At 69.5% G+C, this 22,333-nt stretch carries 14 protein-coding genes; 10 read left to right on the forward strand and 4 right to left on the reverse strand.

Annotated features, from left to right (window positions below; all coding sequences use genetic code 11):
- The first annotated feature begins 80 nt into the window (after nucleotides 1–80).
- Nucleotides 81–635, forward strand: a complete 555-nt coding sequence (locus tag A3IG_RS31835; protein ID WP_157862225.1) for a hypothetical protein — start codon at nucleotides 81–83, stop codon at nucleotides 633–635.
- 192 nt (nucleotides 636–827) lie between these two features.
- Here the strand turns inward: A3IG_RS31835 and A3IG_RS0109580 are convergent, their stop codons facing one another.
- Nucleotides 828–1,484 carry a maleylpyruvate isomerase N-terminal domain-containing protein gene (locus A3IG_RS0109580; RefSeq protein ID WP_026220076.1) on the reverse strand — a complete coding sequence of 219 codons (657 nt, stop codon included), beginning with the start codon at nucleotides 1,482–1,484 and terminating at the stop codon, nucleotides 828–830.
- Nucleotides 1,485–1,708: 224 nt separating this feature from the next.
- Here A3IG_RS0109580 and A3IG_RS0109585 point away from each other — a divergent pair, with 224 nt between their 5' ends.
- Nucleotides 1,709–2,215 carry a RidA family protein gene (locus A3IG_RS0109585; RefSeq protein ID WP_018383345.1) on the forward strand — a complete coding sequence of 169 codons (507 nt, stop codon included), beginning with the start codon at nucleotides 1,709–1,711 and terminating at the stop codon, nucleotides 2,213–2,215.
- Between the two features lie 157 nt (nucleotides 2,216–2,372).
- Nucleotides 2,373–3,818, forward strand: coding sequence for an aminotransferase class V-fold PLP-dependent enzyme (locus A3IG_RS0109590; RefSeq protein ID WP_018383346.1), 1,446 nt, complete (start codon nucleotides 2,373–2,375; stop codon nucleotides 3,816–3,818).
- Nucleotides 3,819–3,986: 168 nt separating this feature from the next.
- Here the strand turns inward: A3IG_RS0109590 and A3IG_RS0109595 are convergent, their stop codons facing one another.
- Genes A3IG_RS0109595 through A3IG_RS0109605 form a run of 3 tightly spaced genes read right to left on the reverse strand, consistent with a single transcriptional unit; the run spans nucleotide 3,987 to nucleotide 6,471 of the window.
- The gene (locus A3IG_RS0109595) at nucleotides 3,987–4,247 is read right to left on the reverse strand and encodes a hypothetical protein (protein ID WP_040911094.1); all 261 of its coding nucleotides are present in this window, start codon (nucleotides 4,245–4,247) and stop codon (nucleotides 3,987–3,989) included.
- Nucleotides 4,244–4,918, reverse strand: coding sequence for an RNA polymerase sigma factor (locus A3IG_RS35090; RefSeq protein ID WP_018383348.1), 675 nt, complete (start codon nucleotides 4,916–4,918; stop codon nucleotides 4,244–4,246). The genes A3IG_RS0109595 and A3IG_RS35090 overlap by 4 nt, the downstream gene beginning before the upstream one ends.
- Before the next feature lie 5 nt (nucleotides 4,919–4,923).
- The gene (locus A3IG_RS0109605) at nucleotides 4,924–6,471 is read right to left on the reverse strand and encodes a sodium:solute symporter family protein (RefSeq protein WP_018383349.1); all 1,548 of its coding nucleotides are present in this window, start codon (nucleotides 6,469–6,471) and stop codon (nucleotides 4,924–4,926) included.
- A 402-nt stretch (nucleotides 6,472–6,873) separates the two neighbouring features.
- Here A3IG_RS0109605 and A3IG_RS0109610 point away from each other — a divergent pair, with 402 nt between their 5' ends.
- The 7 genes from A3IG_RS0109610 to A3IG_RS29165 form a co-directional block, all read left to right on the forward strand.
- Nucleotides 6,874–7,122 (forward strand): DUF3311 domain-containing protein, encoded by a 249-nt coding sequence (locus A3IG_RS0109610; protein WP_026220078.1) that lies wholly within the window; start codon nucleotides 6,874–6,876, stop codon nucleotides 7,120–7,122.
- Between the two features lie 175 nt (nucleotides 7,123–7,297).
- Nucleotides 7,298–9,463 (forward strand): carbon starvation CstA family protein, encoded by a 2,166-nt coding sequence (locus A3IG_RS0109615; RefSeq protein WP_026220079.1) that lies wholly within the window; start codon nucleotides 7,298–7,300, stop codon nucleotides 9,461–9,463.
- Nucleotides 9,460–9,669, forward strand: coding sequence for a YbdD/YjiX family protein (locus A3IG_RS0109620; RefSeq protein WP_018383352.1), 210 nt, complete (start codon nucleotides 9,460–9,462; stop codon nucleotides 9,667–9,669). Before A3IG_RS0109615 ends, A3IG_RS0109620 begins: the two co-directional genes overlap by 4 nt.
- A 331-nt stretch (nucleotides 9,670–10,000) precedes the next feature.
- On the forward strand, nucleotides 10,001–10,966 hold the full coding sequence (locus A3IG_RS0109625) for a PrsW family intramembrane metalloprotease (RefSeq protein WP_018383353.1): 966 nt from the start codon (nucleotides 10,001–10,003) through the stop codon (nucleotides 10,964–10,966).
- A 618-nt stretch (nucleotides 10,967–11,584) separates the two neighbouring features.
- On the forward strand, nucleotides 11,585–13,372 hold the full coding sequence (locus A3IG_RS35835; protein WP_322887990.1) for a hypothetical protein: 1,788 nt from the start codon (nucleotides 11,585–11,587) through the stop codon (nucleotides 13,370–13,372).
- Nucleotides 13,324–15,672 (forward strand): LamG domain-containing protein, encoded by a 2,349-nt coding sequence (locus A3IG_RS35840; RefSeq protein ID WP_322887991.1) that lies wholly within the window; start codon nucleotides 13,324–13,326, stop codon nucleotides 15,670–15,672. The genes A3IG_RS35835 and A3IG_RS35840 overlap by 49 nt, the downstream gene beginning before the upstream one ends.
- A gap of 503 nt (nucleotides 15,673–16,175) precedes the next feature.
- A partial coding sequence (locus tag A3IG_RS29165) for an RHS repeat-associated core domain-containing protein (protein WP_051087433.1) occupies nucleotides 16,176–22,333 on the forward strand: 6,158 nt, incomplete at its 3' end.

Genomic DNA, 22,333 nt, shown 5'->3' on the forward strand with positions numbered 1-22,333 from the left:
TCGTTTCCGCCGAAACCATCCGCATCGGACACGACGACCGCGGGGAGCATTGCAGCGGACCACTACGCAGGGGGTGGGAGTTGCTCAAGGGCAGACGAAGGCTGCGGGCCACCATCAGCCAACTGGAGCAGGACCTCGAGGACGCCCGCAGGGCGGCGCAGAGAGCGCGGGCGGAGGTCGACGCCCTCCGTCAGGACCTCGCGGAAGCCCGTGCGCTGATCGGGACGCTCAGGAGTTCCGACGACGAGGAGGACGACTACGAGCGACTGCTCAGGAGCGCGGCGGGGGTCGCGGTTGCGGAGATCGTCTGCCACCGGGACACGTGGGCCTTCCTGGTGGAGCGCACAGCGACCAACGAGCACTTCCGGCTGCCGGCGGACATCGACGAGAGGCCGGACGGGACTGTCACCGTTCGCATTTCCGGACGGAGCCTGACCGCAGCCGTCGAGGCCCTGCGAGAGGCCCGGCGAGCGGCACCGTCACCAGCGCCGACGAGGCATTTGGCAGCGCAGGTCTTCGATCGGATCAGGGACGCCCTGGAGGAAGTCGGGCCCGACAACGATGACCGCCTGATCGGAGGCGCCCGGGAGGACCGGTCCGCGGCACGCATCGTCATCGATGACCGGCTCACCTGACCCGGGCTGGAACCAGGACCGCCACGTCGGAGCCGGAGGCGGGGCGGTCCGTCGGGCACGGTCCGCCCGTGTCCCCGTTCCCCGGGGGCCCGTCCCCGGCCCGAGGGCCGGGGTGTCCCACGGGATGAGTCGTTCCTCGGCCCCCGGGCGTCCACGCAGGTCCCGCAACAGCCGATCTCGCCGCCGTGGCGGTCAGCCGAGGACGAACGGGAGCTTCGCGGCCAGCTCGCCCAGTGCGGTCTGCTCCGCGTCGGTCGGGGCGCGCCGTCCGGTGCCGACCAGCAGCGCGTCCCCGTCGGAGAACGACGTGGGGAACGCGGCCCCGGTGATCTTCTCCAGCATCTCGCGTGACCGGGCGAGCCCCCCGCTGGACGGTCCCGGCACGTCCGGGAGGTGTGCGACCAGGTCGAGGTGGTGCAGCGTCCACTCCAGGACGTACGCGCTGAGGTAGTCGCCCGCGGTGAGGACCTCAGCGCGGGTACTGACCCGCAGGTCCGGATCGACGAGTTCGGCGGCGCGACCGGCGGCGGAGCCGACGTCGTCGAGGTGGAACTTCAGCAGCCGCGGCTCCTCGTACGCAGCGGCCAGCCGGACGGTCAGGGCGTCGAGCGGGTCGTCACCGGTCGGCGGGGTCTCGGCGACCTCCCAGTAGGTCACCGCGTCACGGGTCGGCTCCGTGCCGGCGGGGGTCACGAGGGTGATCAGGACGTCCTGTGCGTCGATGATCAGGTGACATACCAGGTCCCGCACCAGCCAGCCGGCACAGCCGGACGGCCGTGCGAAGTGGTCGTCCGGGAGCTCGGCGACCGCCGTGCGCAACGCTGTCCACGAGTGTGAGAAGAGATCCACATCGGCACGGTAGTGCGACGGGGAAGCGGTGGACAACCGCATTCGGGCGCCCACGTACCTGGACGGTCGGCCGGTGGGGCGGCGGTGTCGCCCGGGCCGTTCGTCCGTTCACGGCGCAGGAATCTGCGGCGGCGCGTAAACCCGCGCCCGGCCGTCCGCAACCAATCAGCACGCAGTGCCCGAGTGAGGGCACGCCCATGCTGATGTGATCGGGAGGACAGCGCATGCAGATCTCCAATCCAGCCCGGGGCGGTCGGCGAAGGCGGACCGTGTGGGCCCTGACCGGGGCGGCCCTGCTGGTCGCCGGTGCCGGCGGAGCGACGGCCGTGGCCGATCCGGGCGGCGGCGGGCACCGCGTCATCGCGACGCCCGACGCGCCCGCGGCGATAGGCCCCTACTCCCAGGGGATCTCCGCGGGGAACCTGGCCTTCATCTCGGGGCAGTTGCCCATCGACCCGGCGACCGGGGCCATCCCCGCCGACTCGACCATCGAGGAGCAGACGCGGCTGGTGCTGCGCAACGTCCAGGCCGTGCTCAAGGCCGACGGCATGTCGATGTCGAACGTCGTCTCCACCACCGTCTACGTCGCGGACCTGGACGACTTCGCCCGGTTCAACGCCGCCTACGCCGAGTTCTTCGGCTCCTCCGCACCGCCTGCCCGCGCCACGGTCGAGGTCGCGCGCGTGCCGCGTGACGCCAAGGTCGAGATCTCCGCCATCGCCGTGCGCTGAGTACCGGCTGCCCAGCCCGGGTTCCCCGCCGGGACGTCCCCCGGCATCCGCAGCACCCGCCACCCCGTCTGCTCACTGAGTCCCTAGCTCAGTCGGCCCTATTTTCTCCAATTCATCCAGATTTACCCCTTTGGTTCCGCTTGAAGGAGCACAAGACATGGCATTGCCGAGACTGCATGCACGCACCTCCACCCCCCGGTCTGCACTCGGCGTTTCCCGGCGGGGCTTCGTCGGGCTGCTCGGGGCGGGGGCCGCCACCGCCGGGGTCGGGGCCGTCGCCGGGGCGCCGCTCGCGCACGCGGCCACCCCGTCCGGGTCCGGTCTGACGTCCGCCTCGCTGCCGGCACCTTCCTCGCCGGCGTACTGGGACGCCGTAAGACGTCTGTTCATGCTCGACAAGGACATCCTGTTCATGAACGTCGGCACCGTCGGCTCGCCGCCGCGCGAGGTCCTCGACAGAGTCGACAACGTGCACCGCGAGGTCGCCGCCGGGGCGATCGCCGCCTACAGCAACTTCGCCGACGTCCGGGAGGTCGCCGCCCGCGGCTACGGGTGCGACCCCGACGAGCTCGTCGTGTCACACAACACCAGCGACGGCATGTCGAAGATCATCGCCGGACTCGCCCTGAAGGAGGGCGACGAGATCCTCACCACCAACCACGAGCACTCCGGAGGCAACGTGCCGATGGCGCTCGCGCGGGACCGGCTCGGCGTGGTGATCAAGCGGGTCGCGCTGCCCGTCGGCAACGACCAGCGGGCCGAGGACTACGTGGCGCTCTTCCGGAAGGCCATCACCTCGCGCACCAAGGTGCTGCTCTTCTCCGCCCCGACCTACAAGACCGGCACCATGCTGCCGATCCGCATGCTTGCCAAACTCGCCCAGGAGTACGGGCTGACCACCGTCGTGGACGGTGCGCACATACCCGGCATGATGGCGTACGACTTCCACGAGCTCGGTGTGGACTTCCTGGCCGGATCGGCCGCGAAGTGGCAGTGCGGCCCGGGCGGCACGGGCATCCTCTACATCCGCAACAAGGTCATTGCCGCCCACAACCCCAACCCCCTGCCCGAGTTCTGGCCGGTGGTCTCCAGCGGCTACCCGTCGGAGGGCGGCAGGCCGGCCCGTTCGAACGGTCCCACCGCGAGCTACGACATCGCCGCGGACCTGCAGAGCGTCGGCAACGGCAGCCTCGCGGTCATGGCCGGTGTCCGCGAGGTCTGCGAGGTGTGGGACCGCATCGGTCGGCAGCGCATCCAGGACCACGTCCTGGGTCTGTCGTCCCACCTGAGGGAACTCGTCGTCGAGCGCTGGGGCGTGAAGTCGCTGTACTCGCCGAAGGACGACCCGCGGCTGGTGTGCGCGCTCACCTCCTTCGCGCCGTTCAGCGACCCGCGCGACGTGTTCGACGGGCAGAAGACGACGAAGCTGGTGCAACGGCTCAAGGACGAGTACGGCATCGTCATCCGCACCAGCGACTTCCCCGTCATCGGCTCCGCCAAGCCGCACAGCGTGATCCGTGTGTCGACGCACCTGTTCCACCAGAAGGCCGACGTGGAACGCGTGGTCAACGCCCTGTGGACGCTGTCCCGCGACATGAGCTGAGGCCGCCCGCCCGAAGGGCGGACGATGTGGCACCGGCGCACGGTGCCGCGCACGGAAGAGGTCCCGGAGTTCGCTCCGGGACCTCTTCCGCGTTCTGGCTCCTCGCCTGGGGGACCCCGTGGCCGCGGCCGGGTCCGACGCGCCGTTCACACCCCGCGCGTCACGTGTTCAGGGCTGGACGATCACATCGATCCGCTCGTGCCGCGGAGGCGGGTCCGGCTGCGCCAGCGAGTGCAGCGCCCACAGACCCACGATGTCCGCCACGGCCACGATCAGCACCGCGAGCACCAGCATGATCAGCCGCCGTCGCCGGTCGCGCCGCTGCCACTCCGACCGCGCCTTGGCGTACGCGTCGGGGGACGGGCTCACGCTCTGCGCTATCGAGTCGAGCGTGTCGCGCAACCGGGTCTCGGCGTCGTCCACACTCATCGGCAGGATCCCATCGCACGCGACAACGCGTGCATCCCACGGGAGATGTGCGACTTCACCGCGCCGGCGCTGATCCCCATCGCCTCCGCTATCTCCCGCTCCTTCAGGTCCATCCAGTAACGGAGCACCAGGGCCTCCCGCTGACGGGCGGGCAGGTTCTTGAGCGCGTCGACCACCTGCCGCTGCTCCTCGTGCAGCATCGCCGTGGACTCGGCGGAGTCGATGTCGGGCAGATCGACGCCGGCGTGACGACGCGACACCTGGAGGCGTCGTATCCGCATCCGCACCAGGTTGCACACCACGGAACGAAGGTACGCGGGCGCGGCGTCCGGCGCACGGAGCCGGTACCAACGGTGGTGCAGCACACAGAACGCCTCGGCGACCACGTCCTCGGCGTCCTGCTCGGCACCCAACAGCACTGCCATGCGGACCAGTTGGGCGTGGTACCCGTCGAAGAGCCTGATCAGCGCGGTTTCGCGCTCCACGTCCCGCAGGTCGGCACCGGCCTCGGTGTCCGACACGGACGCCCCGGCCAGGTCGTTCGCCGCCGTGTCCGTCCGCCCCACCGGCGGTTCGTGGCCGCCGGCCGGCGCGCCCAGGGCCCCGGACAGGTCCTCGGCCTGGTTCTGGACCGTCGCCGTGATGCCGCTGTGACGCGAGGGTTTCCGCACTCCTCTCACCGGGACACCCCCTCGTGGCGCACGGCGCGGACCGGTTGGAGCAGTCCGACGAGGCCGCGTGGGACGCCCAGCCGGTCGAGCAGGGGGCTCATCGCGGCGACGACGGTGAGGTTGACGGCGAGGCCGACCACGCCCGCGTACACCTGAACGTCGATGGGGCCGGTGTGGACCCGGACGATGGAGGAGAAGCCGCCGGCGTTGACGAGGGCGGTCCCGACCACCATGCCGAGCAGCCACCCCGAGAGCAGCGAGACGCGGTGCGGTGTCCGGTGCAGCAGCCCGAGCACGATCGTCGGCAGGATCTGGAGCACCCACACGGCGCCCAGCAGGTGGAGGTTGATGGCCGCCTGGTCGCGCAGCGCCAGCGCGAAGACGAGCGCGCCGACCTTGACGACGAGGGACATCATCCGGGCCATGCGGGTCACCTGGGACGCGGTGGCCCTGGGGTTGACGAACTCCAGGTAGACGTTCCGCGCGAACAGCGTTGCCGCGCCGATGGACATCACCGCCGCGGGGACGAGCGCGGCCACCACGAGCGCCCCCAGGATCAGTCCGGCGGCCCAGCCCGGGGCGATGTCCAGCACGAGCAGCGGGATCGCCAGTTCCGAGCGGCCCGGTGGTGGTTCGACGCCCGACGCCAGTGCCCCGACACCGAACACGGCGAACAGTCCGAGCATGGCCGTCCAGCCCAGCAGCGTGACGGAGGAGCGGCGCAGGACGGCGCCGGTGCGGGCGGAGAAGGCGACCAGCAGGACGTGGGGGAAGGCGAAGAGTGCGAGAGCCGAACCCAGCGCGAGGGACACGTAGGCGGGCGCCAGGGACGCGTCGGGCACCAGTGTCGAGACGCCGTCGCGCGCGACGAGCGCCGCGTCGGCGCGCTCGAAGAGGTGGGCCGGCGACCCGAGGCGGCCGAAGACGAAGGCGCCGATGGCCAGTGTCGAGCCGACGACGAGCACCGCCTTGAGGACCGACACCAGGGTGGGGGCGCGCAGCCCGTACCGGTAGGTCGACACGGCCAGCACCGCGAACACCGCCGTCAGCGCCGCGTCGCCGGCCAGGCCGTCGGCGTGCAGCCCCAGCACGCTCAGCACGGCCCGCAGGCCGAGCAGTTGCAGGGCGATGTACGGCATCGTGGCGAAGATCCCAGTGAGGGCCACGGCGAGGGCGAGCAGCGGTGACCCGTACCGGTCCCGTACGAAGTCGGCGACGGTGACGTGCCCGTGGGCGCGTGCGGTGGCGGCGAGCTTCGGCAGCAGGACGAAGGCGAGCGCGCAGATGATGACGGTGTAGGGCAGGGCGTAGAACCCGATCCCGCCGGAGCTGAAGACGGCGCCGGGCACGGCGGTGAAGGTGTACGCGGTGTAGACGGTGCCGCCGAGGAGGCACCAGATCAGTACCCCTCCCTGTCGGCGGTCCGCCAGAGCCCAGTCCTCGAGGTCCGCCCTGACTCCGCTCGCGGAGGCGAGACGTCCGCCCCTCAGCGCGATCGCCGAGGCCACCGTCACGACGGCGGCGCAGGCGATCACGGGGGTGAGGTTGTTCATGGCTCCTCCATGTTCATTGCGGCCTGGTGTCCGGCTCGTGGCCGCGGGACTTCCACCGGTCCGGTGGGGCACGGGACCGTGGATGGTCGAAATCCGGCCAGGTTGTGGGTCAACCTCCACGGGCCGACGCGCAACTACCGGACGCAGGACCCTTCCGGGAGGCCGTCACGAGGCCGGGTGGGTCACCAGCACGGAAAAGGAAGGAACCTTCGACAGCCCTGGAGTGAACCATCGATTTGAGTCAATGAACAGTCCTGTGTCATCAGGTGGGGAACACGTCGGAAGCGACGCGCTCACCTGGACCGATAGCGCCCGCCGACGAGGTGAGGGGAGAGGTGTCGCCGGATGTGGAGACGGCAGTTTCGGCCAGTGACTGCTGAGTCGAGAACGCACCGCGGGGACGTGCGGGCCCCCCGTGCCCGCACGGGCGCGCGGATCTGCCTGGCGGCCGTGTTCGTCGGGCCGCTGCTCGCGCCGGTGAGCATGCGGGTCGAACCGCGCCTCATGGGCTGGCCGTTTTTCTACTGGTACCAGCTCCTGTGGGTGCCCCTCGCCGCAGCCCTGTTGACCTGCGCCGCGCTGCTGCGCAGACGGTCGAGGCCCCGGCCGGCGGAGCTGCGGGCGCACGCCCCGTCGGCAGGAAGCGGCTGACCCCTCCGTCCCCCCACCGGGCGGGTGACCGGCCTGCCCGGCACCCGTACGTCCCCACGGTCCCCACACCGTCCCCGAGCGACCCGCCGGACGTTCCGCACCCCTCCCGCCGCCCGCGAGTCGCTACCGCAACGGCGTCCCTTTCGTACCCCCAAGACGAACCTCTGGAGCACCCTTGTCTACCAACGGCGTCCGCAGTGCGAGACCCACACCGAAGTCAGTTCTGATCTGGACCTGTGTCGCCCTGGTGGGCGCCGTCGCCTGGGGCGTGGTCGCCCTCACCCGCGGCGAGGAGATCTCGGCCATCTGGCTCGTCACTGCCGCGCTCTGCTCGTATGCCATCGCCTACCGCTTCTACTCCCGTTTCATCGCCCGCCGTGTCCTGGAACTGGACGACCGGCGGGCCACCGCGGCGGAACGGCTCGAGGACGGTGTGGACTTCCAGCCCACCGACCGGCGCGTCGTGTTCGGCCACCACTTCGCCGCCATCGCCGGTGCGGGGCCGCTGGTGGGCCCGGTGATGGCGGCGCAGATGGGATACCTGCCCGGCACCCTGTGGATCGTCGTCGGTGTGGTCTTCGCCGGGGCCGTGCAGGACATGGTGGTGCTCTTCATCTCCATGCGCAGGAACGGCAAGAGCCTCGGCCAGATGGCCCGGGACGAGATCGGCACGGTCGGCGGCACCGCGGCGCTGATCGCCGTCCTCGCAATCATGATCATTCTGCTGGCCGTGCTCGCCCTCGTCGTCGTCAACGCCCTCGCCCAGTCCCCCTGGGGCACGTTCTCCGTGGCGATGACCATCCCCATCGCCCTCTTCATGGGCTTCTACCTGCGCTACCTGCGCCCGGGCCGGGTAGTCGAGACCAGCTTCATCGGTGTCGCCCTGCTCCTGCTGGCCATCGTCAGCGGTGGCTGGGTCGAGAACTCCTCGCTCGCCGACGCCTTCACCTGGTCACCCACGACCCTCGTGTTCTGCCTCGTCGGGTACGGCTTCGTCGCCTCCGTGCTGCCGGTGTGGATGCTGCTCGCGCCCCGCGACTACCTCTCGACCTTCATGAAGATCGGCACGATCGCGCTGCTGGCCATCGGTGTCGTCGTCAGCGCGCCGTCGCTGAAGAACGACGCGGTGTCCCCGTTCGCCGAGTCGGGCACCGGACCGGTGTTCGCCGGGTCGCTGTTCCCCTTCCTGTTCATCACCATCGCGTGCGGCGCGCTGTCCGGGTTCCACGCCCTGGTGTCCTCCGGCACGACGCCCAAGCTGGTCCAGAAGGAGTCGCAGGTCCGGCTCATCGGCTACGGCGCGATGCTGATGGAGTCGTTCGTCGCCGTGATGGCGTTGATCGCGGCATCGGTGCTGGACCCGGGGCTGTACTTCGCCATGAACGCCCCGTCCGGACTCCTCGGCACGACCGTGGACAGCGCGTCGCAGGCCGTGGCCGGCCTCGGCTTCACCATCAGCCCCGACGACCTGGCCGCGGCGGCCAAGTCCGTCGAGGAGACCAGCCTGATCTCCCGGACCGGAGGAGCGCCGACGCTCGCCTTCGGCATGTCCGACATCTTCTCCGGGGTGTTCGGCGGTGACGGGATGAGAGCGTTCTGGTACCACTTCGCCATCATGTTCGAGGCGCTGTTCATCCTCACCACGGTGGACGCCGGTACCCGCGTCGGCCGGTTCATGCTCCAGGACATGCTCGGCAACGTGTGGAAGCCGATCGGCCGCGTCACCTGGAAGCCGGGCATCTGGATCACCAGCGCCATCATCGTGGGCCTGTGGGGCTACTTCCTCTACGTGGGGGCCACCGACCCGCTCGGCGGGATCAACCAGCTCTTCCCGCTGTTCGGCATCGCCAACCAGCTCCTGGCGGCGATCGCCCTGACCGTCGCGACGACGCTGCTCATCAAGGCGGGCAAGCTGCGCTGGGCCTGGGTGACGGGCATCCCGCTGGCCTGGGACGTCGCCGTCACGTTCGTCGCGGGCTGGCAGAAGATCTTCCACGACAACCCGAAGATCGGCTTCTTCGCCCAGCGTGAGCGGTACGCGGACGCGCTCGACGCCGGGAAGGTGCTGCCGCCCGCGAAGTCGCTCGACGACATGGAGACCGTCGTGCTCAACTCCACCGTGGACGGCATCATCATGATCGTCTTCCTGGTGCTGGTCGCCGTGGTGATCGTCCACGCCGCGGTCGTGTGCGTCCGGGCCGTGCGGTCCGCCCAACCCCTGCCGACGACCGAGGCGCCGTTCGTCGAGTCCAAGATCCTCATATCCGGTGAGCGGTCGGAGGAACTCGTGGGCGCCGCTGCCGGCGACTCGTCGTCCGGGCCGAAGGGACACCGGCGGTGAGGGTGGCCGTGCTGCTCGGGCCGCCGGCCCGCGTCCTGCGGGACGTCCGCTGGTACCTGCGGGAGATCTCGGGCACGGCCGCCTACGAGCGCTTCTGCCGGAGCCACGAGGAACGGCACCCCGGCACGCCCGCCCCGAGCCGCCGCGCGTACGAGCGGCAGCGGACCCGCCACCGGGAGGAGAACCCGCAGAGCCGCTGCTGCTGACGCCGACGGCGGGGCAGGCGGGCGGAGACGCCCGGTGACGCGGGCCGCACGGCGCGGCCCGCGTCACCGTCGTCCGCCGCCGGCCTGCCCCGTACGGAAGGCCGCGCGCCGCCTGTCGGCTCCGCGTGTCGTCCGCCGCCGTCGTCCGCCGTCGTCCGCCGCCGTCGTCCGCCACCCGTCGCGACGGCGCGCGACCGCGGCCGGCGCGGTGCCGTGCGAGCTCCCGCCGTCGGCGCCGGTGGGCTGTTTGGGTCTGCTGGTTTGCCGTTCCCAGGCCTGGGCCGTGGACTGGGATGCGGCAGGTTACCCGTGGCTGGATGGTGAGGTCGGGATGGTGCGGGCCGGACCCAGCGGGGCGGGTCGAGGTCCCGCCCGCCGCCCTCCGCCGTGGCTGTGGGTGTTCAGCGGCGGGCTGGTGCTGTGGGCGCTCGCCGCACTGGCCACCTTCTCCACCGGCGACGTCGCCCTCCTCTCCGTGCTCGTCCTGATCGGCAGCTTCCTGGTGCCGGTGACGTTCGTCGTCTGGGCGTTCGGTCGCCTCGGCCCACACAGTGCGCTGAGACCGGCGCGGCTGGTGGCCGCGTTCGTGGCGGGGGCGACACTCGGTGCGCTGGGCGCCGCGGTGCTGGAGAACTACCTCCTGCGCCCCTCGGTGTGGATCTTCCTGGGCGTGGGGGTCATCGAGGAGGGCGTCAAGCTGGCCGCGCTGTGGTTGGTGTCGGTCGGGCTCCCCTTCTACCGGGCGCGGGACGGCGCCGTGCTCGGGGGCGCCGTGGGTTTCGGGTTCGCGGGGCTGGAGAACGCCGGGTACGCGCTGAGGGCGGCTGGTGCCGACACCGGTTCGTCGTCCCTGCTGGCGCTGGTGGAGACCGAGGTGGCGCGCAGCGTCCTGGCGCCGTTCGGACACGGCCTGTGGACCGCGATCGTCGGCGCCGTGCTGTTCGGCGCCGCCGCGCGCACCGGGCGACTCCGCGCCAGTGGCGGGCTCCTCGGCGCGTACTTCGGGGTCGTCGCGCTGCACGCGCTGTGGGACTCGATGCGTGAAATCGCCATCGCGATCGCCCTGGCCTCGAGCTCCGACCGCCAGACCGGGACGCCGGACGGGAGCGACGAGCCCGCCCTCACCTCCGCCCAGGAGCACCTGGTCATCGTCATCCAGACGGTCGGCTGGACCGTGATCACCATGGTGGCCCTGCTCTGGCTGCGCTACCTCGTGCGCCCTCGCGACCCCCGCCCTCCCCCTTCCTGGCCCTCGGAGTCCCCGCCCCCCGATGACGACGGCCCGGCGCGGCACTGACGACCCCGACCGGCCGCCGGGAGAGCCGAACGAGTGACACCTGACGGAGCGGTGCCCCACGGCGGCGCGGAGCCTTCGGCGGGATTCTCCGCTACGGCGCTGACCTGCGGATCGCCGAGGCTGAGGGTGACGCGGCGCGGGTGGCCGTGGAGTGGGCCCACTCGGCGGTGGCGCGGCGGGGAAGGCGGCTGCCGCTGGGCTGCGTGATGGTGAACTCGTGATGTGGTGTAGATCACGTCCGTTTGTATCGCTGGGTGTCGATTTCCTGACTGAGTGTCCCGGTACGGCGGTCTAGTTCTCGCTTTACGGCTGCCCCTAGCCTTCATCCTGGCTCCATACGATCTTCACGTATGCGGGATTTGGGGAGGGCTGGGGATGGTGGCTCGGACGGGGCGTCTCCGCCGGTGGGGCGGGGTTGCTGCTGCTGGTGTGAGCCTGGCCCTGTCCATGGGCCTGTTGCCGGGGTCGTTCGCTGGGGCGACCGCAAGGGCTTCATCCCCTACTGGTGCGCCAGAACAAAGCAGCGCACCAGCGGCGTCCCGACAGGGACCACAAGCCTCTCCCAAGGCTTCCTCGGCTGATGAGGCGTTATCAGCGGCACAACGTTCCGGCCGGCGGGTGGAGGCCACCGCGCTGCGCGGGGAGACCAGCGAGGTGTTCGCCACGCCCGAGGGGGAACTCGAGGCGATCGAGCACCTGCGGCCGGTACGCGCTCGGGTGGACGGTGCGTGGAAGCCGGTGGACACGGATCTGGCGCAGTCGGCGGACGGGACGCTGGTGCCGGGTGCGGTGACGGTGGGGCTGGAGTTTTCGGGTGGCGGCGACGGTCCGCTGGTGCGGTTGGAGCGAGCGGGACGGTCGTTGGCGCTCTCGTGGCCGACAACGTTGCCTGCCCCTCGAGTGGAGGGGGACACCGCGACCTATCCGGAGGTGTTACCGGATGTGGACCTGCGGGTGCGCGCCCAGGTGGACGGTTTCTCGCAACTGTTGGTGGTGAAGTCGGCGCAGGCAGCCAAGAGTCCGGAGTTGGCTGAGCTGCGGGTGGGGGTGGAGTCCGCGACGCTGTCGGTGCGCGAGGGGCCCGCCGGTGGAGTGGAGGCGGTGGACAACGGCGCCGGGGGTGTGGTGTTCAGCGCGCCGACACCGATGATGTGGGACTCCAGTGGACCGGAGCAGGCCGCGCCGGCGGGCCAGGAAACATCCGGATCAGCGGCGACAGCCGGGACGGCGGGTGCGTCGGCCGAGGACTTCCCGGCGCCGACCGAATCGGGCAAGCTCGCGCCGCTGGGAGTGGACGTCACCGCGGGCGGGGGAGAGTTGGTGCTGACCCCGGACCGCGAGGTACTGGCGGGAGCGGACACGGTGTACCCCGTGCTGATCGATCCGCAGTGGTACTCGCCGAAGGCGACCGCGTGGACGATGGCGTCGAAGTACTGGGCGGACTCTCCGCAGTGGCGGTTCAACGACGAGTCCGACGCAGGCATGGGGTACTGCAACTGGGACTACTGCATGCCGCATGACACCAAGCGCCTGTTCTACACGATCCCGACGTCGCGGTTCGTGGGGAAGACCATCCTCTCGGCGGAGTTCGTGGTCCGGGAGACGTGGGCGGCGTCGTGTGACCCGGCGAAGGTGAACCTGTGGCGGACCCGGGCGATCTCCTCGTCCACGACCTGGAACTCGCAGTACACGTCCGACTTCTGGATCGACTACGTGGACACACAGGACATCGCGTACGGCCGTGTGGGGTGTGCGGCGGCGGACGCGGAGTTCAACGTGAAGGACACGGTCAGCCTCGCGGCGTCACGGTCATGGTCCCAGGTGACATTCGGGCTGAAGGCCGAGGACGAGACGGATCCCAACGCGTGGAAGAGGTTCTCCGACGACGCGTTCCTGCGGGTGAAGTACAACCGCCCGCCGTCGCAGATCCGGATGTCGCAGTTGACGATGGACCCCGGGGGGACGTGTAAGACCGCGTCCGAGCCCGCGCGGGTGCGGATTCTGCCGAAGGTACGGGCCAGTGATGTCACCGACCCGGACGGTGACTCGGTCGCGGTGCAGTTCCAGGTGTGGTGGGCAACGAGCGCTGACGGTTGGAAGGCCAGGTGGACATCCACGAGGTCCACGTCGAAGAGTTCCGGTTCCGACTTCGGGATCACGTTGCCGTCGTCGATACCGGAACATCACCGGGTGGCCTTCCGCGCCCGTTCGTGGGACGGGGAAACTGGTCACCGTGGAGCTCCGACAACGGCTGCTACTTCGTCCTGGACACCACGGCACCGAAGGAACCCCAGATCACGTCTCTGGAGTATCCACCGTCAACGTCGGAAGATCCCGATGATCCGTGGATTGACGGGGTGGGGCGTTACGGCACGTTCACCCTCGCCGGTGCCGGCAGTGACGTGACCAGCTATGCGTACGGCATCAACGGGGACCCCACGCCGGCCAACACCATCACGACCACAGACGGCGCCCCGCGCAGCATCAAGGTGCTGCCGAGTCGGGCAGGAGTCAACTTCATCACCGCCAAGGCGTACGACTCCGCCGGCAACGCCAGCGGCACCGACACCTACCACTTCCGGGTGAAGACCGGACAGCCGGACCGTGCGACCTGGCAGTTCGACGACCCGGCAGGTGCCACCGAGGCGAGGGGCTCCACCCCGCCCCGCACCGCCACCCTGTACGGCGGCGCGGCTCTCGGCGCCGAGGGAGCCGTCAACACGGCACTGCGTCTGGACGGCGTGGACGACCACGTTCGCACGCCGTTGTCCGTGGTGGACACCAGCGTCGGGTTCTCGGTCGCTGCCTGGGCAAAGCCCGCCACCGCACCCGGGGGCGATGCCGTCGTCGTCGCTCAGTCCGGGATCAACGTTCCCGGGTTCGAGTTGTCCTACGCCAAGAGCGCCGACGCGTGGGCGTTCACCCGCCACGCCACCGACACGGCGGGCGCCACGACGGTGCGGGCCGTCCAGTCCGGCTCCCCCGGAGTACAGGCTGGTCAGTGGACCCACCTGGTGGGAACCTACGACGCCACCGCACACGAGATGCGGCTGTTCGTCAACGGGGCCCTGGCGGCCACCACCCCGTACGCGCCCACGGCCTGGGACGCCCGCATGGGCATCACCCTCGGCGCCGCCGTCCGCGACGGCGCACCGGGCAGGTTCTTCCCCGGAGCGGTGGACGAGGTGCAGTTCTTCGACCGGCCCATCGCCGCCAGTGAGGTCTCCGAACTGTTCGGCAAGCAACGCCTGGACGGCCCCTACCGCACCGCGGTGGCAGTGTTCCCCCTCGACGAGACTCCGGGCGAGGGCGTGACCGAGGTGGCCGGCCACGGCGACGTGCTGCCCGCGGTGTTCCACGGTGGCCCCACCCCGGGCGGCGTCGGAGTGGCCGGCACCGCGTTGCGCCTGGACGGGGTCGATGACCGCGGGGTGGCCGGAGCCCCCCACATCAACACGTTCCGGAGTTTCGCGATGTCGGTGTGGGTCCGCCTGGACGCCACCAAACCCGACCACACCGCCGTGGTGGTCACCCAGACCGGCACCCACCAGAGCGGCGGGGAACTGTTCTACTCCGCTTACTACGACAAATGGATCTTCAACCAGCACGACGCCGACACCCCTGACGCGGGCTCCCACCGTGCGATCCAGACCACCGGACCAGCTCCGCAGGGCGGGGAGTGGACCCACCTGGTCGGCGTCCACGACATGGTCACCCACACCCTGACCCTGTACGTCAACGGCCAACGGGCCGGCACCACCACCCTGACCGGCAACGCCTGGTACGCCTCGGGACCACTACAGATGGGCGCCGGATCGTACAGCGGTACCCCCGGCAACTACTTCCCCGGCGACATCGACGACCTGCGCCTGTACGACCGGCCCCTGTCGTCGGACGAGGTGCGTCAACTGTTCCGGCAACACCCGGTGGTCAGTGGCCGCTGGAAGCTGGACCAGGCCACCGACACCACCCCACCGACCACCCCTGACGCCTCCACCCACGCACGTGCCATGACCCTCCACGGCGACGCCGAGATCACCACCGGAAGCCGGGTGGACTCCGGTGCTCTCGCCCTGACCAGCGACACCGGATACGCCTACACCAGCAGCGCTCCGACCGACACCGGAGTGAGCTTCACTGTCACCGCCTGGGCACAACTGGCCGGCCGGACCCCGGACAGCGCCGTGACGGTGGTCAGTCAGGAGGGCGCCCACAACAGCGCCTACACCATCCGCTACGTCCCACCGTCCACCACGGGAGAGCCCCCACCCCTGGGACGGTGGGAAGCAACCGTGACCAGCGCCGACACGGCCGGTGCTCCCACGGTGACGGTGTCCAGCCCCGCCTTCTTCCCGGAGGAGTGGACGCACCTGGCGCTGGTGTACGACGGCTTCGCCGACCACCTCCAGCTGTACGTCAACGGGGAACTCCACCAGTTCACCTGTACCGACGCCGACAACGACGGGGCAGCGGACGACCCTGGTTGCGCCGACGAGGTCGCCTGGTCGTCCAACGTCCCGTCGTTCAACGCCACGAAGTCCCTGCAACTCGGCCGGGACAAACAGGCCGACACCTGGAGCACGCGGACGTGGCCCGGCGCCCTGGACGACGTGTGGACCTTCCAGGGATCACTGACCGCACCACAGGTGCAGAAGCTCGCTGAGGGCTGGCCCGGAGTCCCGACAACCGTCCCGGGTGCCGACTGACCCGTCTCACGGGTCGGGGGTGGCTCACCGTGCCGCCGACCTGACCTGCCGTTCGTCCACTGACACAGAGAGCTGTGTACCGGGCCTGGGCACCCCCAGGGCCGGCGAACCAGGGAAGGGATGACGAGAGCATGAACCGTAGGGTGAGGGCACGCGACCGGTGGGTATGGGGACGATCTCTCGCGGCGGCCGTGTCAGCCGCCCTCCTCGCCGCGCTTCTCCAAGGGACCGCGCTGCCTGACACCGCGCGGGCGAGTGATGACCGGCTTGAGGTACCCGCGTCAGAGAAGCCGGTCGCCGTGCACGACGCCAAGGCCAAGCGCAGCAGGCACGACACTGGTCCCAGGCCCGCGGCGAAACCCCCTCGAGCTCAGTGGCCCAAGCCCGCCAGCGCCGTCATACAGATGGACCAGGGTGCCGCCAGCGGCACGGCCACCGTGCAGCCCGGCGGCTTGCCGATCGCCCTCACGATTCCGTCGACACCGCACCCACGAAGAACCGAGGTGCGAGTCCTGGAGCAGCACAGGGCGGAGGCCGCGGGGATCAACGGACTGCTGCTCACGCTCACGCCGAAGGACACGTCGTTCAAGAAGCCGACGCAGACCACGGTGACCGTGGACTACACCGACTTCGCCCAGGCGTTCGGTGGTGCTCACGCGTCCAGGCTGCGCCTGGTCGAGCTCCCCGACTGTGTCCTCACCACGCCGAGCCGGTTACCTTGCCGGGAGGCCACACCCCTGGCCAGTCGCAATGACACCGAGAAGCAGACGCTGACCTCCAGCGAGGCGCCGCTGCGGACGGATGCCACAACGGTGCTGGCGGTCGTGGCCGAGGCCGCCAGCGACGCGGGGGACTTCCGGGCCAGCCCGCTGTCGTCGGCGGCGACGTGGAACACCGATCTCTCCTCGGGACACTTCAACTGGGCCTATGGAATGCCGGCGCCCGACGTGCCGGGTGGGCTGGTGCCCGACGTCTCGCTGAACTATTCCTCGGGGCGCATCGACGGTCGCACGGGTAACACGAACAACCAGTCCTCCTGGGTGGGCGACGGCTTCGACCTGGGGCCCGGCTACATCGAGCGCCGTTACAAGCCCTGCTCCGACGACGGGGTGACCAACGCCGACGGGAACAAGCCGGGCGATCTGTGCTGGGGCTACGACAACGCCACCATTTCCTTCAACGGTGGCGCCGGCGAACTGGTCCCGGTCAGCGAGAACGAGTGGAAGCTGAAGGATGACGACGGCACCAAGATCGCAAGACTGACCAACAGCGCACGCGACAACGGTGACGACAACAACGAGTACTGGCGTGTCACCACCCCGGACGGCACGCAGTACTTCTTCGAGTACAACAACAAGCTCAACGGCTGGGTAGCGGGCAAGGACACCACCGAGTCCACCTGGACCGTTCCTGTCTTCGGCAACGGCGCCAACGACCCGTGCCACGCGTCGACGTTCGCTGAGTCCTGGTGCCAGCAGGCATGGCGGTGGAACCTGGACTACGTCGTGGACCCACACGGCAACGCGATGGCGTACTACTACACCAAGGAGACCAACTCCTACGGCCGCAATCTCAAGGCCGAGGACGACACCTCCTACATTCGTGGTGGCTACCTGGACCGGGTCGAGTACGGCCTCGAGTCCACTGACCTGTACGCCAAGAAGGCCTTGGCCAAGGTGGACTTCACTTCCAGTGAACGCTGCCTCTCAGGCGCGACGAGCTGCGCTGAGGACGCCATCGACGAGCATCCGGAGTACTGGCAGGACACCCCCTGGGATCTGAACTGCGCGGCGGGCACGGATTGCGACCAGGGCCGGCTGGCCCCCACGTTCTGGACCCGCAAGCGGTTGACCCAGATCGACGCACAGATCCTCAAGGCCGACAGTTACACCACGGTGGACTCCTGGACGCTGGGGCACGAGTGGGGTGAGGCGGACGTCGACCGTCAACTCCTCCTGACCTCGGTGCAGCACACCGGGAAGGCTGCCACCCCGGCCATTGCTCTGCCAAAGGTCACGTTCGACTACACCCAGCGACCGAACCGCCTGGACCGTACCGGCGATGGCAAGGCTCCGTTCATCAAGGCACGCCTGTCCTCCGTCCTGGACGAGTTCGGTGGGGAAGTCGCCGTCAACTACTCCGATCCCGTGTGTGACTGGGACGCGCTGCCGACGCCTGAGTCGAACACCACGCGGTGCTTCCCACAGTTCGTCGGCGGTACCACCACGGAAGGACCCACCCAGCAGTGGTTCAACAAGTACGTGGTGAGCGAGGTGGCGGCCACCGACCTCACCGGTGGCGCCGAGGCCGAGGTGACCCGGTACCAGTACCTGGACGGCGCGGCCTGGCACTATGACGACGATGACGGGCTGACCAAGGAGAAGTTCAAGACCTGGTCCACCTGGCGTGGCTACGGACACGTCCGGGAGCTGACCGGGGGCCCGAGCGAAGGCATGAAATCGCAGCAGGACTCCTATTTCCTGCGGGGCATGCACGGCGACCGGGCCGGACCCGAGGGCGGTACCAAGGACGTCACCGTCACCCTGGGCGAGGGCGAGGGTGACCCGATCGTCGATCATTCCTCAGTCGCTGGGTTCGCCTACAAGACCGAGACCTACTCCGCGCCGGGCGGGAAGATCCTGAGCAAGACGGTGGACCGGCCGTGGCACCACCAGACCGCCAGTCGGACCCGCCCCTGGGGCACGGTCACCGCGGACTTCTCGGGTATTGCCTCCAGTCGGGACTACCTGTCGCTGGACGACGGCGCGGGGGCCGAGTGGCGCGTGGCCACCAGCTCCACCACCTACGACACCGTGGCGGGACGCCCGGTCACCGTGGACGACCGGGGAGACGCGGCGGTCAGCAACGACAACCAGTGCACCCGCACGTGGTACGCGCCAGCCGGCGACGGGAACTTCCTCTCCGCGGTCTCCCGGGTGGAGACGGTCGCCGTCTCCTGTGACGCCACACCCGACCGCAGCACCGACGTCATCTCCGACGTCCGCACAGCCTACGACGGGGGCGCCTACGGTCAGGCCCCGACCAAGGGCGACGCCACCGCGATGGCCACCCTGAAGAAGCACTCGGGAACCCAGGCCACCTACCTTGAGTCAGGAGTCACCTTCGACCAATACGGTCGCGAGTTGGCGGTCACCGACCTCACCGCGAACGTGGTCTTCGACACCGCCGGCGAACAGCTCTCCCGAACCCCACGCGACGACGGCCGTACGACGACCACCGCCTACACGCCGACCACCGGCATCCCCACCAGCATCAAGGTGACGAGCCCGCCCGCCGACGCCGACAATCCAGCGACGGCGCAGACCACAACCACCACGTTGGAACCGCTGCGTGGGTTGCCGGTCACCGAGATCGACACCAACAACCTGCGCACCGACATCATCTATGACGCGCTCGGCCGGACCTGGAAGATCTGGCGGCCCGACCGCGTGAAGAACTACACCGATCCGAGCTACGAGTTCACCTACGCCGTGGCCGAGAACCGGCAAGCCGCCGTCGGCACCATCGTTCCCGGACCCCAGGGCAGGCTGACGTCCTACACCCTCTATGACGGGTTCCTGCGCCCCCGCCAGACCCAGTCACCCGGCCCGGACGGCGGCAGGCTGCTCACCGACACCTTCTACGACGACCGCGGCCTGCCCACCAAGACGTTCGCCCCCTACTACGCCCTTGGCGCCCCCTCAATCGTCCTCCAGACGGTCGAGGACGCCCGCGAGGTCGAATCGCAGACGTGGACCACCTATGACGGACTGGGGCGAGCCACCGAGTCCAAGGAGGTACTCGGGAACGGCAGCGACACCGTCACGTGGGCCACCAGCCGCACCACCTATCACGGTGACCGCACCACCGTGATTCCACCCGAGGGTGCGACCGCCACCACCGCCCTGGTGGACGCTCGCGGCCGGGCCACGGAGCTGCGCCAGCACCACACCCGTTCCGCCACCGCACCGTTCGACACCACCCGGTACACGTACACCCCCGGGGGTGAGATGGCGACGCTGACCGATCCGGCTGGCAACGCCTGGGAATGGGCCTACGACCAGCTCGGTCGGCTGACCAGGTCCGCCGATCCGGACAGCGGGGCCACACGCAGGTCCTACGACGACCGCAGCCTGCTCGTGTCCACCACCGACGCCCGCGAACAGACCCTGTTCCACGCCTACGACAACCTGGGCCGGCCGACCGAACTCCGCAGCGGCAGCGAGACCGGCGACCTGCTGGCCGCGTGGACGTACGACACGGTCAGCAGCGGCAAGGGGCAACTCGCCTCCAGCACCCGGTACGACAACGGGCACCCGTACACCAGCACGGTCGCCAAGTACGACAAGCTGTACCGGCCGACCCTGGTCAACGTCACCATCCCCGAGAACGAGGGCGCCCTCGCGGGCACCTATCCGCTCCAGACCGGCTACAACAGCGACGGCACCCTCCGTGGGTACAACTTCCCACCGGCCGGCTCCCTGCCAGGTGGCGGTGTCACCTACACCTACGACGCCGTCCAACGCCCCGTCGCGATCAGCGACTGGGACGGCATGAAGGCCACCACCACCTACAGCCTCACCGGCAAACCCCTGCTGTCGAGCCTGAGCAACGACACCACCCAGAACTTCGTCGACGTGACGTTCACCTGGGAGGACGGCACCCAACGCCTGGCCAACACCCAGGTGCACCGCATGGGCGCCAGTGGGGTGGACAAGGACGCCACGTACACCTACGACGCAGCCGGCAACGTCCTGTCCGTCTCCGACACCTCACGCACCGGTACGGACACCCAGTGCTTCACCCACGACTACCTCCGCCGCATCACCGCGGAGTGGACCCAGGCCACATCCACCTGTGCCGCGTCCCCGTCGGCGTCGGTGGTCGGGGGCCCGGCCCCGTACTGGAACTCGTACACCTACGACAAGGTCGGCAACCGGCTCACGGAGACCAACCACGACCTTGCCGGTGACCCCACCCAGGACACCACCCGCGGCTACACCTACCCCGCCGCCGGAAGCGGGCAGCCGCACGCCCTGACCTCCGTGACCACGCAGGGGCCGACCGGCACCGCGCAGGACACCTACACCTACCACCCCACGGGTGATCTCAAGACCCGCAGCGTCGCTGGGAACACCCAGACCTACGCCTGGGACCTGGAGGGACACGTCGCATCGGTCACCGAGCCGGTGGAAGGCGACGCGGACCGCACCACTTCGTACGTGTACGACGCGGATGGCAATCGCCTGATCGGGCGTACGGACACCGAGACGACCCTGTACCTCGGCGCCACCGAGATCACGCTGGCCAAGGGCAGCAGCACGCCGAAGGTCACTCGGTACATCGACCTCGGCAACGGCCTTCAGGCCATCCAGACGGACGACGGCGCGTTGTCCTTCGTCGTCGGTGACCACCACGGCACCGGTCAACTCGCCATCGCCACCGATGCTTCGCTGACGATGCAGCAGCGCCGGACCGAGCCGTTCGGGCGGCCCAGGGGACAGGCCCCCGTGGCCTGGCCGGGCACCAAGGGGTTCGTCGGTGGCACCACCGACTCCACCACCGGCCTGACCCACCTCGGCGCCCGCGAATACGATCCCGCCACGGGTCGTTTCATCAGCGTCGACCCCGTCATGGACCCGGCCAATCCACAACAGCTCAACGGCTACGCCTACGCCAACAACAACCCCGCCACGTACAGCGACCCCACCGGACTGCTCTTCGGTGGCCTGATCGATGCGGCCAAAAGCGTGGCCGGCAAGGTCGGGGACAAAGCCAAACAGGGCGGTGGATGGGTCAAACGCCAGTGGGGGCGGGCGACGGGCGCGAGCGGGTCCTTCATGCACGGCTTCATTCATGGAACCTACGAGTCCGCGACGAAGATCCTGAAAGGCTATTACATCCTGACGGGGCAGGGGCAAAAAGCTCGGGAAATGGAGGCCGGTGAGCAGTCTCCCTTCCCGAACGGCTACAACATCCCGAAGAAGATGCTCGGTGAGCCCCGAGAGGACACGATATTCCGGGTCGGGGAAGTGGTGGCAGAGTTCTTCTTCCCGTTCCTCCCCTCCCCGGGCGGGGCCATGGCCAAAGGCTCCACCAAAGCGCCGAAGGTGTGGAAGCTTCTGCTGAAGGCGCTCGGTAAGGCCTCCTCGAAGACTCCTGGTAAGACCGTCCCCAAAGCGCCGGCGAACATACCCGCTCGCATCCAACCCAGTGTCGCCAACACCTGCTTCCACAGCTTCCTGCCCGGCACTGACGTTCNCCTCGCCGACGGCTCCAGCACGAACATCGAGGACGTCGAACCCGGTGACAAGGTCACCGTCACCGACCCCACCACAGGAACCACCACCACACGCCCTGTCGCGGGCACCATCACCACCGAGGACGACAAGCACTTCGTCGACCTCACCATCACCACNCCCGACGGCACCACCACCCTCACCTCCACCACCACCCACCCCTTCTGGGNCCAAGCCCAATCCACCTGGATCGAAGCCGGTGACCTCACCCCCGGAACCCACCTCACCACCCCCACCGGCGACCCCGCCGTCCTCACCGCCACCCACACCCACCACAAACAACAACGCACCCACGACCTCACCATCCGCGACATCCACACGTACTATGTGCTCGCGGGGGCCACGCCGGTCCTGGTTCACAA

Source organism: Wenjunlia vitaminophila DSM 41686, from assembly GCF_000380165.1.
Lineage (GTDB): Bacteria > Actinomycetota > Actinomycetes > Streptomycetales > Streptomycetaceae > Wenjunlia > Wenjunlia vitaminophila.

Coding starts and splice junctions, on each gene's coding strand:
- A3IG_RS0109585 (WP_018383345.1), top strand. CDS start 1,709: ATGCAGATCTCCAATCCAGCCCGGGGCGGTCGGCGAAGGCGGACCGTG.
- A3IG_RS0109590 (WP_018383346.1), top strand. CDS start 2,373: ATGGCATTGCCGAGACTGCATGCACGCACCTCCACCCCCCGGTCTGCA.
- A3IG_RS0109595 (WP_040911094.1), bottom strand. CDS start 4,247: ATGAGTGTGGACGACGCCGAGACCCGGTTGCGCGACACGCTCGACTCG.
- A3IG_RS0109605 (WP_018383349.1), bottom strand. CDS start 6,471: ATGAACAACCTCACCCCCGTGATCGCCTGCGCCGCCGTCGTGACGGTG.
- A3IG_RS0109625 (WP_018383353.1), top strand. CDS start 10,001: ATGGTGCGGGCCGGACCCAGCGGGGCGGGTCGAGGTCCCGCCCGCCGC.